At 65.8% G+C, this 16,285-nt stretch carries 16 protein-coding genes; 8 read left to right on the plus strand and 8 right to left on the minus strand.

Annotated features, from left to right (window positions below; translation table 11 throughout):
• Positions 1-692 precede the first annotated feature (692 nt).
• The 3 genes from AB2385_RS09050 (at position 693) to AB2385_RS09060 (ending at position 3,854) form a co-directional block, all read left to right on the plus strand.
• The gene (locus AB2385_RS09050; protein ID WP_367654642.1) at positions 693-1,670 is read left to right on the plus strand and encodes a ThiF family adenylyltransferase; all 978 of its coding nucleotides are present in this window, start codon (positions 693-695) and stop codon (positions 1,668-1,670) included.
• Positions 1,667-2,917: a hypothetical protein gene (locus AB2385_RS09055; protein WP_367654643.1), complete on the plus strand. Its 1,251-nt coding sequence runs from the start codon at positions 1,667-1,669 to the stop codon at positions 2,915-2,917. Before AB2385_RS09050 ends, AB2385_RS09055 begins: the two co-directional genes overlap by 4 nt.
• Before the next feature lie 178 nt (positions 2,918-3,095).
• Entirely contained in the window at positions 3,096-3,854 is a 759-nt protein-coding gene (locus tag AB2385_RS09060) for a hypothetical protein (RefSeq protein ID WP_367654644.1), read from the plus strand.
• A 284-nt stretch (positions 3,855-4,138) separates the two neighbouring features.
• On the opposite strand, the gene AB2385_RS09065 is transcribed toward AB2385_RS09060, so the two are convergent.
• A complete protein-coding gene (locus AB2385_RS09065) occupies positions 4,139-4,465 on the minus strand; it encodes a transposase (RefSeq protein ID WP_367654645.1) in 327 nt (108 codons plus the stop codon).
• 156 nt (positions 4,466-4,621) lie between these two features.
• Between AB2385_RS09065 and AB2385_RS09070 the strand changes: the two genes are divergently transcribed.
• A complete protein-coding gene (locus AB2385_RS09070; protein WP_367654688.1) occupies positions 4,622-5,122 on the plus strand; it encodes a class I tRNA ligase family protein in 501 nt (166 codons plus the stop codon).
• A gap of 150 nt (positions 5,123-5,272) precedes the next feature.
• Here AB2385_RS09070 and AB2385_RS09075 read toward each other — a convergent pair whose 3' ends face one another.
• Positions 5,273-6,451 carry a S8 family peptidase gene (locus tag AB2385_RS09075; RefSeq protein WP_367654646.1) on the minus strand — a complete coding sequence of 393 codons (1,179 nt, stop codon included), beginning with the start codon at positions 6,449-6,451 and terminating at the stop codon, positions 5,273-5,275.
• A 270-nt stretch (positions 6,452-6,721) separates the two neighbouring features.
• On the opposite strand from AB2385_RS09075, the gene AB2385_RS09080 reads away from it, so the two are divergent.
• Together AB2385_RS09080 and AB2385_RS09085 are read left to right on the plus strand one after the other, a co-directional pair.
• Complete coding sequence (locus AB2385_RS09080) at positions 6,722-7,246, plus strand: N-acetyltransferase family protein (RefSeq protein ID WP_367654647.1); 525 nt, start codon at positions 6,722-6,724, stop codon at positions 7,244-7,246.
• Between the two features lie 165 nt (positions 7,247-7,411).
• Complete coding sequence (locus AB2385_RS09085) at positions 7,412-7,771, plus strand: 4-oxalocrotonate tautomerase family protein (protein WP_367654648.1); 360 nt, start codon at positions 7,412-7,414, stop codon at positions 7,769-7,771.
• A gap of 175 nt (positions 7,772-7,946) precedes the next feature.
• Here the strand turns inward: AB2385_RS09085 and AB2385_RS09090 are convergent, their stop codons facing one another.
• Together AB2385_RS09090 and AB2385_RS09095 are read right to left on the minus strand one after the other, a co-directional pair.
• Positions 7,947-9,713 carry an ATP-binding cassette domain-containing protein gene (locus AB2385_RS09090; RefSeq protein ID WP_367654649.1) on the minus strand — a complete coding sequence of 589 codons (1,767 nt, stop codon included), beginning with the start codon at positions 9,711-9,713 and terminating at the stop codon, positions 7,947-7,949.
• Positions 9,713-11,452, minus strand: a complete 1,740-nt coding sequence (locus tag AB2385_RS09095; RefSeq protein ID WP_367654650.1) for an ABC transporter ATP-binding protein — start codon at positions 11,450-11,452, stop codon at positions 9,713-9,715. Before AB2385_RS09095 ends, AB2385_RS09090 begins: the two co-directional genes overlap by 1 nt.
• A 372-nt stretch (positions 11,453-11,824) precedes the next feature.
• Between AB2385_RS09095 and AB2385_RS09100 the strand changes: the two genes are divergently transcribed.
• Both AB2385_RS09100 and AB2385_RS09105 read left to right on the plus strand, forming a co-directional pair.
• On the plus strand, positions 11,825-12,514 hold the full coding sequence (locus AB2385_RS09100) for a BON domain-containing protein (protein WP_367654651.1): 690 nt from the start codon (positions 11,825-11,827) through the stop codon (positions 12,512-12,514).
• A gap of 105 nt (positions 12,515-12,619) precedes the next feature.
• A complete protein-coding gene (locus AB2385_RS09105) occupies positions 12,620-13,348 on the plus strand; it encodes a helix-hairpin-helix domain-containing protein (RefSeq protein ID WP_367654652.1) in 729 nt (242 codons plus the stop codon).
• Positions 13,349-13,400: 52 nt separating this feature from the next.
• Here AB2385_RS09105 and AB2385_RS09110 read toward each other — a convergent pair whose 3' ends face one another.
• The 4 genes from AB2385_RS09110 to AB2385_RS09125 all read right to left on the minus strand — a co-directional run bounded on the left by AB2385_RS09110 (position 13,401) and on the right by AB2385_RS09125 (position 16,268).
• Positions 13,401-13,727, minus strand: coding sequence for an AzlD domain-containing protein (locus AB2385_RS09110; RefSeq protein ID WP_367654689.1), 327 nt, complete (start codon positions 13,725-13,727; stop codon positions 13,401-13,403).
• Positions 13,727-14,431, minus strand: a complete 705-nt coding sequence (locus AB2385_RS09115) for an AzlC family ABC transporter permease (RefSeq protein ID WP_367654653.1) — start codon at positions 14,429-14,431, stop codon at positions 13,727-13,729. Before AB2385_RS09115 ends, AB2385_RS09110 begins: the two co-directional genes overlap by 1 nt.
• A 207-nt stretch (positions 14,432-14,638) precedes the next feature.
• A complete protein-coding gene (locus tag AB2385_RS09120) occupies positions 14,639-15,469 on the minus strand; it encodes a deoxyribonuclease IV (RefSeq protein ID WP_367654654.1) in 831 nt (276 codons plus the stop codon).
• Positions 15,470-15,521: 52 nt separating this feature from the next.
• A complete protein-coding gene (locus tag AB2385_RS09125) occupies positions 15,522-16,268 on the minus strand; it encodes an RDD family protein (RefSeq protein ID WP_367654655.1) in 747 nt (248 codons plus the stop codon).
• Between the last annotated feature and the right edge of the window lie 17 nt (positions 16,269-16,285).

A 16,285-nucleotide genomic window follows, 5' to 3' on the forward strand; every position in this document is an offset into this window, starting at 1 on the left:
GGAGCCAGTGAACACGGAGGACAGCGTACTACGGGTGGACGGTCATTCGGCCGGGATTCTGCTCCATGAGTTGGTGGGACATCCTGCGGAGGAAGATTACCCGTCCTCTAGGCCGCTGATCCCGGTAGAAGACCTTGATATCTGGGATGAGCCGGTGGGCGTTGCAGGGCCGAACTACAGTACCGACGACCGGGGTATTTCAGGCGTTCCTGTGAACATTGGTGCGGGGCACCTTCTTACTTACGACACGGGGAATGCTTTCCTGGGCATGAAGCACGAGGGCGGACACATGTTGGTGCGACAACGGAACCTACGCGTCCGCAACGGGGCCTTCGCACGTGTCGACAAGGCCTCCGGCAGGAATGCGGTCGTAGCTGCTGCCGGGGTCTCTTCCGCCAGTGGAACCCTCGCCATACAGTGTTTGCTCAGGATCGGGGACCGAGTAAGATCCTTGCGTCTTCGCATTCCCAGGGGTGGGATTACCTCTGCTCTCCGGAACGGACTGCCTCTATTCTATAACGCATCGGTTTGCTCGAAGTCAAAGTGTACTCACATTGTGGGTATTGAGTGCTGTGGAGTTGACTTCCACCTTGCGCGGCCCATTCTGACATACGTAGAGAATGCCTCGAGAAAGGGCGATCAGCATGCTGTCCCTTAAGTATGATGTCTACTACGAGTTCACTCCGGGGGGCATGACCCTCTACGAGTTGATCCCCGTCAAACGGAAGTGGCAGCTGTCGTTCGATCCATCCCTGCATGCCGACGTCAAGGAGCTCATGGAGAGCATCGCACGTGGCATGGACGACGACCAGGTTGCGCAAGTGCAGGGCTTTGCCCGCAAGGTGCTGGAGTTCCTTCTCAACAAGGGCCTCATCTCGTCCATGGACAGCTCAGAGCATCGTACAAATCCTTTCTTGCGGCAGATCGAGGTGTTTGATTCATGGAATCGAACCGATCGCTCGCCGTTTTGCTTTCAGGAACTGTTGACCAACGCATCGATTCTGGTCATCGGCGCCGGAGGGGTCGGGTCGACACTGGTAAGCCTGTTGTGCAGTGTCGGTATTGGAAGGGTCTTCTGTGTGGACTTTGATCGGATCGAAATCCACAACCTGGCCAGGCAGGCGCTGTATACGCAGGCAGACCTGGGCAAGTTCAAGGTCGAAGTCCTGGCCCAGCGATGCAACGCCCGTGGTCTGACTGTGGTTACACCCATTGTGGAACGGCTGACATCGGAGAATGTCGGCCGTGTACTGGACCAGTGCGGCCATGTCACCGCAGTTACCGGTCTGCCGTTGCCGAACAATGAGTCGGTCAGAAGACTATATGTGCAGATCCTCGCGAGGGGGATCCCAATCCTCTGCGTCGGGGAACACGATGTGGGCCCGTTCCTGACCCGGGTGGATGACATAGACCGTTACTCGGAATGGGCACGACGCGCTTTTCAACTTGCAAGTCTCTGGGCTGAACAACGCCAGTTCAAGGCGGCCTTGAACAAGCATCCGAGCTACGCACCGGGGATTGCGATCGTTTGTGCCACAGCGGTAGACCAGCTGGTAAGGCGAGTTACCGGGCTCGGCGAGGTGGCCACTGCCAGGGGATTTTACAGTCTCGATCCGGTGACGGGAGAACTCAAGCGAAAGTTACTCAGGGAAGGGGATGATCTCCCGTGAGTCGGTCCGGCACGAGCATCCTCTATTCTCCGTTTACGCTGGTTCTCGCAGCGGGCGCAAGTGCTCTGGGCGATGTGCTCCTGTCCTTCCTGTGGAATGCCAAGTTGATACCGTACAACCCGACTCTTGGTCTCTCGTCATTGGGCATCCTGAGCGCCATCGGCATCACACTGGGGCTGACGCTGGCTCCCTACGTGACAAGGCTGAGGAACCAAGCGTATTTTCTTGCTGCTGGATCAGCACTGCGTGCTCTGGCAGTACTTGCGCTAGCCTTGGCCGCCTCGGCAGGGGACACCTCCCTGTTGCCCTTTGCCGGTCTGGTTCAGGTCATGGATATGATGGTGGCCGTATTGACTGCTGGCGCAGTGAACGCGATCCTCGCTGAGCATTTTCCGAAGGAGATGTTCGTACAGGTATCAGGATTCAACCAAGTGGTCGGTCGCACTGCTGTCCTATCCGGATGGTTGCTTGGCGGAGTGCTGGTTGCACTCTTCTCGACGGTCGGATTGATCTGGGTGGACTTTGTCTCATTTATCCCCATCACAGTGCTGTTGTTGGTTTGGGCGCGGCGAACCCAGGGTGTGGCCATGCTAAAGTCAACGCAGTCCGAACCGCAACGCGACACGGTTGGAGACTCTGCGGCCTTGCTGACCACGGTGCTGCCCTACGGGATTGTGTTTGTGCTGGGAAGCCTCGTGAGCCGCACCACGCCTCTGCTATGGCAGGCGTCGTTCCCGGCGTCAACGTGGTCATACGATATCTCCCAGGGAGTTCTGTTCGCTACGTTTGTAGCCGGCCATCTTACCGCTGGACTTATTGTGGCGTCAAAGAGAGGATCCCAGATATTTCGGACCCTTCTTAGTCGAGACTATGGATTGGTTCTAGTCACTATCTTCTTCGGGCTCTCCATAAGCATCCTCCCGCTCGGCAAAGCACACCCGCTGGTGATGGGAGTGCTGTTGTTGGCCTCCGGACTGTTCAGTGGTTTTGTTCCCACCGCATTCCTAACCACGGCGAGGACTAAGCATGAAGGCTTGTTGCTCCGAAGAGTGTTCCACCTGATGGGACTCGTGGGCCGATTTGGCGAGCCGGCAGGTGGGGCTATTGCAGGTGCTCTCCTCGTCTGGCTAAGTATACCCAGCCTGTATGCGGTCAGCGGTATCGGGATCATAGTGGTTGCAACTCTCCTGTTTGCTGTAGGGCTGCTCCGAACCCGGGCGCGGATTGGGGGGAACCTGATTGGCTAGGCGGTCCTATTCCATCTCCTGGCGGGCATCTCCGCTCCGCGTCGAACTAGGCGCAGAAGGTTACTGGGCCAAGGGAGTTCTTGCGGCAGAAGTGCAGCCGGGTGGAATGGCTTTCCGCATTCCTTATGGCGCGTCCGCTCGGGAAAAACAGGACGCAATTGAGAAGGCGACTTCGGAAATGGTCGAGAGGGTTGTGTGGTTCATCACCTGGAGGGATCTCCTGTCCAGCGGAGTTGCGATTGGTACTTACAGCACGGAGGGGTGGGCTGCACATCCAGTCAGGGCCGCAGCCAAGCACAACGCAGCTGGGGAACTGGTAGAGCGCCGGGTTTTTCCCATGCTGGTGAGTACCATCGCTGCGTGCATGCTGCGCTTGGGGGAGTTCAGTACGCCGTTGGTGTACGATTCTGCATCACTTCCTGACCTGTCTGAGTCCGTGGAGTTGGCGATTACCATTCCATTCTATATTCCTGCGCTGGATCTTTACTTGGCATATACGATTGCCAGGGTCACCGGGAGGCCCCGTGAGGCAGGTGGTGTCACATTTGGAATGGGGCACGCACGCCGGCTGAGTGAGGCGATCGACGCCTCCCGCTTCGAATGCGCGCTCGTCGTGCGCACCCTAGAGAGACGTCTCAGAGACGGTGTCCGGCCGACCGCCAGTCCAAGGAACCTAGCCCTCCACGATGTCAACTACTTTGAAGGATTGTACCGCGACCAGCGGCTGCTACAAGGTCTCACAGTCATCAAGGAGAGGGCCCCCAGATACGCAGGGGAGGTACCGGTACTCGACTGGCGTTCTCCCGTTGAAATGATAGACCTGTCAGGTGTGCAGCCGCCCTGGCTCTTACCATACAACCGGAAGGTGTATTTCGCTGATGAGTTAGGGGGTAAGTTGATCCCCCGCCTCAGAGAGCTGTATTGTTTGTCAACGTAACGAAGGCGAGTGTCCATTTCCAGAGCAGGCAGACCCCGCTCAGCAACTCCGTACCTAAGCGCCGTTTAACGCGAACTGGGGTTGATGCGGTAGCAACGGCGCAGGTTCAGCAACAGTGACGGACCTCAACGCGTGCCTGGGCCAAGTCTAGCTACACCCTTGACGGTTCATGTCCAGTCAAACGATGTACTTTGGGTGCCCACGATCTATGGCAGTTGGTCGCCAGAAAGTCGGTACTGCTGACATTCTGGTTGCTGGTGTACAGCTTGGCCATGGGTACCTAGCTAAGGTACCTCCGAGGGCGCTGCCGTCCACTCGCCCTGATGCTCCATCAGAACGACTCGCACCAACCGTACCATAGCTTCGCGGTTGGGGAAGATGCCGACCACATCCGTCCGATGGCTGATCTCCCTGTTCAGCTGTTCCAGCGGGTTTGTGGAGTGCAGTTGCCGCCGGTGCTCAGCTGGGAAACTCATGTAGGCCAGGAGGTCATCCTCGGCGTCTTCAAGCATCTGAACGGCCCGGGGGAACTGGGGCCGCAAGTTGTCGACGACCGCAGCCAGTTGGCGCCTTGCCGTTTGCTGATCCGGCAGTGCGACGATTGTTGACAAGGCTCCCGTGTTTCCCTACCCCTCGGGCAAGCAGGCACGGGCTATGCACCGGGCCTGGCCCGGGGTTCACCCGTACGGCTCCGGGGGCCCACCGAGGCCGCGATCGCCGGAGGACTGGCCCGTATCGCCTCGAGCCTTACCGCAGATGACCGCGCACTGCGGCGGGTCATCCACGCCACGGTGAAGCGCATCACCGCCGACCTGCACGAGCGGTTCGCCTTCAATACCGCCATCTCGGGCCTGATGGAGATGACCAACGCCATCTACGCCTACCGGGACAAGGTGAAAGCGGAAGAGCGGGACGCCAGCGCCCTGGTGCTGGCAGAGGCCATCCACAAGGCGGTGCTGATCATCGCCCCGTTCTGCCCCCATCTGGCCGAGGAGCTCTGGGCGCAGATGGGCCACACCCGCTCCATCCACCTGGAGTCCTGGCCGGCCTACGACGAGGAGGTCGCCAGGGCCGAGACGGTGGAGATCGTGGTGCAGATCCACGGCCGGGTGCGCGATCGGATGGAGGTGCCGGCGGGCATCAGCGCCGCCGAGATGGAGCAGATGGCCCTGGCTTCCGAGAAGGTGCGGGCGCTGGTGGCCGGGAAGCAGATCGTGAAAGTTGTCCCGGTGCCGGGCAAGCTGGTCAACATCGTGGTGAAAGGGTAAGCGATATCTGTGGAGGGCCGATCCCGCGTGGGGGCGGCCCTTTCCATCGTTGAGCGGAGAGCCGGTCGACCATCCAGGCCGCCGTGCACGCATGAGGGCCGACCCCCGCGGGGGATCGGCCCTTCGTCCGTCCGGGGCGCCGGCGGCAACCTAGTAGGCGACCGCCTTGTAGGCGTTGACGCGGCGCGGGATGCCGGTGGAGTTCACGGGGTCGGTGTAGGTGGAAGAGGTGAGGCGGGTCCGGACGGCGCTCTGGCTGCGGCCCTGCGAGAAGAGGAGGCCCGCCACCCCGGCCACGTGCGGCGTGGCCATGGAGGTGCCGCTCAGCGACGCGTACCGGTCGTTCCAGTAGGTGCTGTAGATGCTCACACCCGGCGCCGAGACGTCAACCCAGGAGCCGTAGTTGGAGAAGGAGGCCCGGCGGTCGTTCTGGTCGGTGGCCGCCACGGCGACGCAGGCGCTGTAGTAGGCCGGGTAGGAGGGAGCCGAGGTGTTCTCGTTGCCGGCGGCGCAGATGAGGAGAGAGCCCTTGGAGTTGGCGTAGTTGACGGCAGACTCCAGAGTGGAGGAGCCGGCGGAGCCGCCGAGGGAGAGATTGATGACCTTCGCACCCTTGTCAGCCGCGTACCGGATGCCGCTGGCGATGGCGCTGTAGCTGCCGCTGCCGCTGGCGTTCAGCACCTTCACGGGCAGGATGCTGCAGTTCGGGCACGTGCCGGCCACGCCCGTGCTGTTATTGGTGGCCGCCGCCGCGATACCGGCCACATGGGTGCCGTGCCCGTTGTCGTCCTGGGCGGTGCTGTCGTTGTTGATGAAGTCATAGTCGATGTCCGTCCGCACCTTTGTGCGGAGGTCGGGATGGTCCAGGTCTACGCCGGTGTCCACGACGGCAATCATGACGGAGGAGGAGCCACGGGTCACGTCCCAGGCCTGAGTGGTGTTGATCTTCTTGGGCCCCCACTGCTGCGACCAGTACGGGTCGTTGGGGGTCCAGCTGATGGTGGCGATGTAGTCGGGCTCGGCGTAAGCCACATAGGGATGCTGGTTCAGCTTTTCGACCAGGGAAGTGACCTTGGGCTCGGCGGCCTTCAGGATGAGCACATCATCGCCGTAGACCTTGCCGACCACTTCGAGGCCGTGCGCCTTCAGGAACTCCTCCTGGCGGACGGAGGCCACGTCGGACCGGAACTTCAGCAGCACCGTACCGGGCACGTAGGGGACGTCGGGCGTGGAGGCGTCTTTCGCCACCGCCGGTGAGGCCGGAGCCATCTGGGCCAGCAGGACCAGGAGCATGCAGATCCCCACGAACCGAAGAACCAGCTTTCGCATACCCCCCTCTCCTTTGCGGCTGGTATAGATAAGTATGATTCTACTCAATAGTGGAACGAAAGGAAGGCGCGCGGACATAATCTATCTGACGGCGAAACGGGGCCGCCGATCCGCGGCGCGTCTCGGGCGGAGGGCACACGGTGCGGCGAAGCTGGTGGGACCAGTCGGCGGGCCGGTGAAGGTCCCGGTGGCGGAGGCGCAGAATCGGGCGGCGTTTCTGAACGGACTGACGCACACCGTCGTCATACACGGCAAGAGAGGAGGGGTGAGATGAGCTTTCATGTACGCCATGCCGCGCCGGAAGACGCACCTGCGATCGCCGCCGTCGCCCGCATCACCTGGGCAGACACGTACAGGGGGATCATCCCCGCGGAGATTCAGCAGGCGGTCCTGCCGCAGTGGTACGCCGAGGACCGGCTGGCCCGGGCCGCCGGCAACCCCGAGAGCGCCTTCTTCGTGGCGGAGGGCGAGGGCGGGCAGGTGGTGGGTTTCGCCCAGGCCGGGCCGCGGAAGGAGGCCGGCGACGCCGAACTCTGGCGCATCTACGTCCTGCCGGAGCACCAGCGCAGGGGGATCGGGCGGAAGCTGCTGCAGGCCTGTCTGGAGACCCTGCGGGCCAGGGGACCGGTCAACCGCCTCTTCGTCCAGGTGGAGGCGGAGAACCAGATCGGCCGGCGGGCCTACGAGCGGCTGGGGTTCCACTACGTGCGGGAGTACGACGACGAGATCATGGGCCACGCCACGCGCATGTGTGAGATGTGCCTGCACCTGGGTGACCAGTCCGGGGGCGGATGAGCCCGCAGCCCCTGCACCCACGCAGGAGGGCGAAGGCGGGCAACGGTCGAATTGCAAGAGAGGCTCCGGCACGGATCGTCCGCTCCCCGGCGGGCATCCTCTTGTCTGAGTTCGGACAGCGCAACATTGCGTCCACGCGATGCACCAAGGAAGGAGCGATTTCCCATGCCATTCATCACCGTCGACCACCTCGCCGGCGTCGATCCGGAGGTCCGCCGCCGGCTGCAGGAGCGGGTGGCCCAGACCGTCGTCGACACGCTGGGCGTGCCGCCCCAGAACGTGCGCGTGTTCACCCGCGCCTTCGCCCCCGAGGACGTGTATCGGGGCGACGGCGACGTCACGGGCGCCCTGCCGATGGTCCGGGTCGAGTTCATGACCGGCCGCTCGCTGGAACTGAAGCGCAAGCTGATGGTGGCCCTGGCCCGGGTGGTGGCTGAGACGCTGGGGGCAGACGCGGCCAACGTGCGGACGATTATCTACGAGAACGAGCCGCACCACTTCTGTTTCGGCGAGACCCCCCGCTAGGCGTTGGGCACAGGCAGCGGGGTCCGGGCCGTGCGGCCAGTGAGTCCCCAAGCGCCAGGCGGGTGGCAGGATGCGCGAGCACGGCAGACAACTCGCTGACAATCCAGGGGGCTGTGCCACAGGCGGGAGACTCCGCCTGCAGCACAGCCCCCTCTGTATCCGCGGGGCCGCTTCGCTACTCCGCCATGTCCGCCTGGTCGGACTCGGGCGCCACGGCTGCCCACAGTTCCCGCATCTCCGGGGAGGTGCGGAGCAGTTCATGGAGCGGCCCGGCAGCGACCAGACGGCCCTCCTCCAGCAAGAGGATCTGGTCGGCCTGCTCGAGCGCCGCCCGCCGGTTCGAGACGCAGAGCACCGTCGCACCCTTCTGTGCGAAGAGCCTGCGCCAGAGCAGCGCCTCCGTCTCGGCGTCCAGGGCCGAGGAGATGTCGTCCAGCACGAGCAGCTGCGGGCACCGGGCGAACATCCGGGCAGCCGCGGCGCGCTGCACCTGGCCGCCGGAGAGCTTCAGGCCGCGGGAGCCCACCTGGGTCTCCAGCCCCCGGGGGAACTGGGCGAGGTCGGGCTCCAGGACGGCGGCGGCGATGGCCGCGTCCAGGTCGACAGCCCCCGGTTCCAGGCCCATGAGGATGTTCTCCCGCACCGTTCCCGAGAAGATGCGCGGCACCTGGGGCGTGTAGGCCGCCCTGGGCGGGGTGAAGAACGACATGGGGTCGTCCACCCGCCGTGCGTTCCAGCAGATTTCCCCTGCCTCGGCCGGAAGCAGCCCCAGCAGCGTCCGCACCAGCGTCGTCTTGCCCGCGCCGGTTTTCCCGGTGATCACGGAGAAGGAGCCCCGCGGGATGGTGAAGGAGACGTTCTCAACCCCGCGCCCCGTCTCCGGGTGACGGTAGGTCAGGCCGGTCACGGTGAGCCGCTCCAGTGTGTCGTTCGGGCCCAGCGCCGGTGCAGGTTCGGGACGCAGTTCCTCCCGGAATTCCAGCCTCACCCGGGAGAGGAGCGCCTCGTCGCCGGCCAGCTCCGCCATGCGGGCCTGGTAGACGCCCATCGCCTGAAGCTGGGCCACCGACTCCGACAGGCCCCACATCCGCCAGCCCACCATCTGGAGGAGCATCTGGAAGACGGCGAACTTGCCCGGGCTGAACTGCCCGCTGGCGAGCAGAGGGGCGGCGGCGAGGATCACCAGGCCCAGACCCACGTAGAAGCCGTTCTCCGAGAGGGCCCAGAGCAGCCCCCACTGGAGCCGCTCCTTGAGGCTCACGGCCTCGCGCTCTCGGTTCAGCGCCTGGAATCGGCGCAGGGCGTCTGGCACGGCACCGGCCACCTGCAGTACTGCGACAGCGCTGAAAATTTCACCCAGGTAGCCCGTCACCGCCTCGGTCCGCTCCATCACCTGGTCGCGGTAGACGACGATGTTCTGGTGAATCCGCCGCATGGCCAGAAAGATGGCTGCAATGGAAACGGCACCGAGGGCGGCGAGCAGCGGCTGGATGGTGAACAGGTAGGCGAAGATGCCCAGGGCGGTGCCCACGTGCACCAGGGCGAAGGGAAACCGGTTCACCTGGAAGCACGCTTCCTGCACGTCGTCGCGGAACCGGGTGATCGCCTCCCCGGGGGTGACGGGCAGGGGCAGAGCCCCCGGCCGGCGGTAGATGCCCCGCAGCATGTTGACCCGGAGCAGGGTGGTGGTGAACCGGTCCATCAGGGTGACGCCCGTCTGCCAGATGAAGTCGGTGAGCTGTGCGGCCACGTTGGCCACCAGGAAGGCGATGGCGTACAGCAGCGGTTCACGTGTTCCGGCGGGCAGGGAGTCGAAGAAGCGGGAGGTCATCACCGCCCCCAGGGCGCTCAGTGCGGAGCCGAGGCCGTAGCCGAAGGCGGTCAGCACGGCGGCCGGCAGCATCAGACGGTAGAGCCTCTGCACGAAAGCCAATCCACCCATCAGGGCGGCACCTCCTCACGCCCGGCGCTGCGCAGCCGACTGTAGTGGGAGTGCGGGTCCCGGGCCAGGAGGCTGCGCGGCCCCCACTCTCGCGCCAGGCCTTCCTCCAGCACGAGAATGTAGTCGGCCCGCTCCACCGTCGTCAGCCGGTGGGCGATGATGATGGCCGTGCGGCCGGCCAGCAGCCGGTCCACCGCCGTCTGCAGCAGGGCCTCGGTGACGGGGTCGATGCGGGCGGTGAACTCGTCGAGGATAACCAGTCCGGGATCCCGGAGCGCCAGACGCACCAGGGCGAGCAACTGCGCCTCGCCCGCCGAGAGGCCGCCTCCCGCCGGGCCGATGCGGCTGTCGAGCCCCTCCTCGAAGCGTCCGAACCACCCGGTGAGACCCAGCCTGGCCACAGCGTCCCAGATCTGCGCATCGGTGATTGCCGGGTTGAAGAGCGCCAGGTTCTCCCGCAGGGTCCCGCCGAAGAGGCCTACCTCCTGGGAGATGAGGCCGATGCGGCTCCGCAGGGCGTCCAGCGGTACCTGACGGATGTCCACGCCGCCGAGGCGCACCGCCCCCTCCTGCGGGTCGTAGAAGCGGCAGAGCAGCCGGATGAGGCTCGACTTGCCGCTGCCGGTGCGCCCCAGGACGCCCAGCGTCTGCCCGGGCTCCAGGTGGAAGGAGAGCCCTTTCAGCACCGGGTGCCCGTCCTCGTACTGGAAAGAGACCCGATCGAGGGTGACCGACAGGGCGCCGTCGGGCAGCAGGGCACCGGTGCCGTCGGTGATGGCGGGCGCCACCGCCTTGAGCCGGACGAGCCGTCCCAGCGCCGCCCGGGCCCGCTGCATCTCGTCCATCTGCTCCCGGATGGTGTTGATCGGCTCGCCCAGCAGGTCGGCGTAGAAGAAGAGCATCATGGCGGTGCCGAGGGAGAGGGCGCCGGAGCGATACAGGAAGAAGGAGAGCAGGAGCATGGCAAACTGGCTGAGCACCCAGGCGTCCACGGTGATGTTCGAGGCCGTGGACTCCAGGAAGCGGGCCCGCCGGCGGAGCCGCCAGTGTCGGGCCGACATGGCGATGAGCCCGCGCACCACGTAGCCGTCGGCCCCCAGGGCCTTCACCTCCTCGCGGCCTGCGATGCGCTCCTCCACGAAGGACATCATCTCAGTGGAGGAGGCCCGGATGTCCGACCAGGCCTGCACCGTGAGGGAGGAGACGCTGAGGACGGCCGTGGCGCTCAGGGCGAAGGAGCCCAGACCCACCAGGCCAGGGAGCCAGCCTTCCCCAAAGAGGGCCACCAGCACGCCGCAGATGAGGAGGAGCGAGGTGCCCACCTGGGCGACGAACTGCGAGAAGAAGCCCGCCAGGGTCGTCACGTCGCCGTCGATCCGCTCGATCAGTTCGCCCGGGGTGTGCTCCTTGTGGAAGGCGAGGTCGAGGCCCAGCACGTGGCGGGCCAGGTCGAGGCGGAGCGCGTTGGTGGCGGCCCAGGCGATGCGCTCCGCAAGCAAGGTCGCTGTGATGCGGAGCACCTGGATGAGCAGCGCCCCGGCCAGGAAGAGCGCAGCCGGGAGGAGAAGCGCCCGCAGCGGCGCCCCCGCCAGGGCCTGGTCGACCAGCGACCGGAGCAACTGGGGGAAGAGGAGGCGGAGGCCGGTGGCCCCCAGCAGCAGGGCGGTCAGCAGCAGGATGCGGGCGCGCAGCGGCTTCAGGTAGGTTTGGAGGAAACGGAGGGCTCCCATTTTGGACATGAAAAAACAGGCCCCTTTCGGTTGGTTGTGATGGTGGAGGAGACCTCTACCCGCTCACAATCGAACCTGGCCTGTGCGTATGGGCGAATTCCGCGCGCACCAAGTTCAAAGTGAGCGTATCCGGAAGCGCTGGGACAGTTCGCAGATCAGCACGTCAGATCACCCTCCTCGCAGCAGAAGTGCGACAGTTCTTATCCTAGGAGGGAGCCGCCGGGCTCGTCAACGTTGGGTCCGGGTTGACTCGTCCTTTCCGGTGGGCACTGGCCGGGGCGGACGGATCGGGGCGCAGGCGACCGGGACACGCGGAGCCCATAGGGCGGCGCGCCGTCGGGCAGACTAGCGGGCGAGCGCTCCAGGGGGAGGAGAATGCGAATGAGCGAGCAGACGTTCAACCACGATGAGCACTTGGTGCGGGAGATCAAGGACGCCCTGCTGGCGCAGACCGACTCGGCAGGCATCGGCATCCAGGTGTCGGCGGAGGACGGGAAGGTACGCCTTACGGGGGTGGTGGATGCGCTCTCCCACAAGTCGGCGGCAGAGGAGATCGTGCGGAAGATCCCCGGCGTGCGCCGCATCGAGAACGACATCACGGTCGCCAACGAGGAGACGCTGAGCGACCGGGACCTGGAGGGCGCCGTTGCCGCCAGGCTGGCCGAGGTGCCCGCGTACAGCCGCCTTGGGGCGAAGGTGGTGAAGGGCGTCGTCACCCTGATGGGCGAGGTGCGCACCTACGACGACCTGGAGGCGGCCGCTCGGTTGGCGGAGCAGGTGCCGGGGGTGCGGGAGGTCCGGTCGGAGCAGGTCAAGGTCGGCGTGGGGGAGGAGGAGGACGACGCCGATGTCTCCCGGACGGCCCTGCGCCGCCTGGAGGAGATGGGGTACGATCGCGACCAGTTCCAGGTCTACTGCGTCGACGGCGTGCTCCACGTGAAGGGCATCGTGGCCACCCGTGAGGACCGGACCCGTATCCAGACGGCCCTGCGGGGCCTCCGGGGAGTGGCCCGACTCGAGGCGCTCCTGGTCTCCGGGGACGAGATGCTCCAGGACGACGAGATCCACTGAAAGGCGCAGGACCCCACCGGCCGGCACGGCCGGGAGGGTCCTGTAAGGATTTGGCAGGAAAAATGTGGGTGACCGTCGAACTCCCCGTCCCCGGGGGTGAGCGAAATGGGTTCGATCGTCCAGTTCACGCCGGCGGTGCGGATCGCCGTGTCGGTGCTCCTGGCGCTCTGCGTGGCGGGCCTCGCCTGGCGGGCGGTCACCCTCTACCAGGCCGACCAGCGGGCCCTGAAAGCGGCGGCGTTCCTCGCCGAACTCGAGAGCAGGACGGGTGCCACGTCCGGGGAAGCCTCGGGCGGGAAGCAGACCAGCGCTTCCCCGGCGCCCGACGTCGCCCCGCCGGCCGCGGCTGAGCCCCGCATGCTGGTCGTGCACGTGGAAGGCGCCGTGGAGCGCCCCGACGTGTACAGGCTGCCCGAGGGGTCGCGGGTAAACGACGCCATCCTGGCCGCGGGAGGGCCCCTGCCCGACGCCGTCCCCGGCGTGCTCAATCTGGCCGCGCCGCTGGTGGACGGGGCCAAGGTCTACGTCTACCGTGAGTCGGAGCTGGAACCGAACGCCCCGGAGCCGCCGCGGGCTCGCGAGGCCACCTACCAGCCGGTGAAGACAACGCTGGAGGGGTCGGGAGCGGCCGCGGGCGGCCAGCGGCTGGTGAACATCAACACCGCCGGCCAGGCGGAGCTGGAGAGCATACCCGGCATCGGCCCTGCGCTGGCCCGGGCGATCATCGCCTACCGCACCGAGCACGGGCCGTTCCGGAACGTGGATGAGCTCATCAACGTGTCGGGTATCGGGCAGAAGACGCTGGAGAAGATCAGGCCTTACGTGACCGTCTGAGCGGTGGGCTGCGGGCGGTGGGGGTTGCAGGCTGCGGCCGGTGAGCGGGGGCTCACAGGAACGCCCGCAGCAGCGCCATCGCCGCGATGCCCACCACCACCGTGCCCATCAGGCTCCGGGTCCAGATCGCCACTGCGAACGCCGGCAGGGCGGCCAGCAGCGCCGGGTTGGCCGGCGGCAGTGAAAGCCTGGCACCGTCCAGCAGCAGGCCCTGGGCCAGCAGGGCCGAGAGCACGGCGGCCGGGATGAACTGGAGCCACTTCAGGAGCAGCGGCGGCAGCTGGAAGCGGCTCAGGGCCACGATGGGCAGCATCCGGGGCAGATAAGTGACCAGGGCCATGCCCAGGAAGAGCAGCAGCACCTCGGTGCGCACGGTCATCACCTGACCATCACCCCCACGGTGGCCGCGATGACGGTGGCGACGATCACGCCCCAGCTGGGCTGCCCCAGCAGCCCCATGCCCACCGCGGTGGCGGCGGCCACCAGGGCTGCGATCCGGCGGCTGCGCGCACCCTCGCCCCGCAGGTGGGGCACCAGCAGGCCGATGAACATGGCGGAAAGCGCAAAGTCCAGCCCCAGGGCCTCGTGGTTGCCCGCGAAGCCGCCGGCCAGGGCGCCGGCCACGGAGGCGGCGATCCAGCTGGCCTGAGACGTGATGTGCAGCCCGGCGACGAAGGCGGGCCCGATGGGCCGGCCCCGCAGCAGCGAGGCGTTCACGGCGAAGGTCTCGTCGGTGATGCCGTAGGAGAGGAGGGCGTTGACCACCGGGCGGTTCTGCCCGAAGGAAGGCACCAGGGCCGTGCTCAGCAGGAGGTGCCGCAGATTGACCAGGAACGTGGTGGAGATGATGGCAGGGGCGGCCGCGCCGGCGGCGAGCATCTCCACGCCGATGAACTGGGCGGAGCCCGCGTAGACCAGGAGCGACATCAGGGCTACCTCGGCCACCGACAGGCCGGCCGTCTGTGCGAGCACGCCGAAGGCGAAGCCGATGAACAGGTAACCGAGGACGATTGGCAGCGCAGCTCTGCTGCCCGCTGGGAACGTCGCTGGCGGAAGGCTGGGCAGCACCTGCGGGGCTGTCATGTACGACACCTCCAAGGGACGATAGAGTAACCGAGAATATTAGACTTTGAAGCGCAAAATCCTACCTGAATTCCTCCGAATGGCCATCGGGGGGGCACCATCAGCAGGGGGAACGGACGACCCCCACCGGGCGGATGCGCGGTGGGGGTCGTTCGCGCACAGGCGGGTCAGGAGCTGCGTATGCCGGGTCGGTGCCAGGCACGGAGCCTACTGGAGCAGCGACCGGGCGTACGCCATCTCCGGGCCGTACTCGGCCTCATCCTTCACCGGCGTCTCCAGCACCACCGGCAGCCCGTCGAAGGCCCCCGAGCGCAGCAGGATCGCGAGGCCCTCTTCACCGATGAAGCCCTTGCCCAGGTTGGCGTGGCGGTCCTTGTGACTGCCGTGCTCGAACTTGGAGTCGTTCAGGTGAATGGCCTTGAGGAGCTGCCAGTAGCCCAGGGCGCGGGCGTGCGCCACGAAGTCTTCCCAGTCCTCCGGCCGGTAGATGCCCGCCGCAAAGGCGTGGCAGGTGTCGAAGCAGAAGGCGATGCGCTCCGGCTGCTCCACCCGGCTGCGCACCTCCATGAGCTGCTCCAGGTGGGTGCCCAGCTCCGATCCCTGCCCTGCGGTGTTCTCGAGGAGCAGCAGGCACGGGCCGGTGTAAGCCTCCAGCAGGCGGTTGATGGTCTCCACCATCCGGGACATGCCGTAGGCCTCGCCCTCGCCCACGTGCTTTCCCATGTGGCAGACGCAGCCCACGGCACCGAACGCCTCGGCGTTCTCCAGGTCCTGCTTCAGCGAGGCGATGGAGATCGCCTGGAGTTCCGGATCGGGCGTGGACAGGTTGGTGATGTAGGGGGCATGGGCCACCGCCACCAGCCCGTACTGGGCCATGAGGGCCCGCCCCTTCGCCGCCGCCTCGGGGTCGGCGGCCTTGCCCTGGAATGCCCGCGGGTTCTTGGTGAAGAACTGGAACGATTCGCAGCCGAGCTTGTGGGCGTTTTCCACCGCCGTGGGGAAGCCCTTGCTGATGCTCAGATGGCAGCCGATCTTCAACGTACTTTCACCTCAAGGGTGAGTATAACGCTTTTGAGGCGATTGGGGCGCATCACTGCGCCCGAACGTACAGGACCTCCTCGATGAACTCCTCTGGGTTCGCCGGGAGCGGATCCATCCAGTCCATTCTCACGGCGAGCGCCTCGGCCACCTGCGCGGCCAGTCGGGCGCGCATCGCCGGGTCCAGTTGCTGCCGCCGCTGCCAGTAACGACGGGCGGGCTGCAGGTCGTCTTCGCTGAGCCGCAGCGCATGCTCCCGCAGGCGGGTCAGGTCCACCGTGGGGTCGTGGGAAAGCCGGTCGGGCAGCACCGGCATCTGCTGGGGCCGGTCGCGCACCACCACCGTGCCGGCCGCCAGGTCGCCCAGGCGCTGGCGCCGCTGGGTGGCCAGCACGCAGATCGCGCCGATGAGGTAACTGGACGGCATGATGTCAATGATCCGCAGCAGGTTGCGCACCACCACCTGCGGGAAGGTCACGGGCATGCCGCTGACCTGCACCACGCGGATGCCCACGATGCGCTTGCCGATGGTCTGGCCGTTCCAGACGGCCTCAAAGACGGGCTTGTACAGCACCAACAGGAACAAGGCGGCCAGAGCCAGAATCACCATTATTGTGATTTCTGCGGCAGGGCTTGTCTGGGTGGCGGCGAGGACCATGGCGAACACCACGACCAGCATCGTGCCCACGATCCACTGGATCATGGAGTCGATCGCGGCCGCCACGAAGCGGCTGCCGAGGCCTACGGGTTCAAGGGACAAGTCCACACTCTCCGGCGTGTCGATGCGAATGGGCTCCATGGGATCACCTCGAGGAG

This window comes from Symbiobacterium sp., from assembly GCF_040797425.1.
GTDB lineage: Bacteria > Bacillota > Sulfobacillia > Symbiobacteriales > Symbiobacteriaceae > Symbiobacterium.